1 protein-coding gene is annotated in these 428 nt (G+C 38.1%); it reads left to right on the top strand.

Going from position 1 to position 428, the window contains the following annotated elements:
• On the top strand, positions 1-428 hold a 428-nt coding region (locus MP478_RS22500), incomplete at both ends, for a hypothetical protein (RefSeq protein WP_257201722.1).

Below are 428 nucleotides of genomic sequence, written 5' to 3'. Positions count from 1 at the left end.
AACCCTGCTGATTATGGAAGAACCAATTCCAAAACCACAGATGCGTTAGGAAACATAGTTTCTACCACTGACAAAGGGGGAGCTATTCAATTCTTTTATAATGCTGCGGGAGAACAGACCCAGGCAAAATATGCAGAAAATGCTGTAACAACAAAGTATGATTCCTGGGGCAGGAAATCAGAATTCAACGATCCTTCCAATGGAATATATAAATATGAATATGACGGATTTGGTCAGCCTAAGAAGATTATCAGTCCGAAAGGAACGAAAGAATATACTTATAATAACCTGGGACAATTGATCTCTCAAAAAGAGGTTTCTACTACCGATGGTGGACAGGCAACCAATAAGACTATTTCTTTTACTTATGATAATAAAGGAAGAGTTGTTGCCAAATCAGGAACTTCCAAAGGGCAAGCATATAGTAA

This window comes from Chryseobacterium sp. WG14, assembly GCF_024586945.1.
Classification (GTDB): Bacteria; Bacteroidota; Bacteroidia; order Flavobacteriales; family Weeksellaceae; genus Chryseobacterium.
The sequence above is the reverse complement of the archived record's forward strand: the minus strand, read 5'-3'. Positions and strand labels throughout refer to the sequence as shown.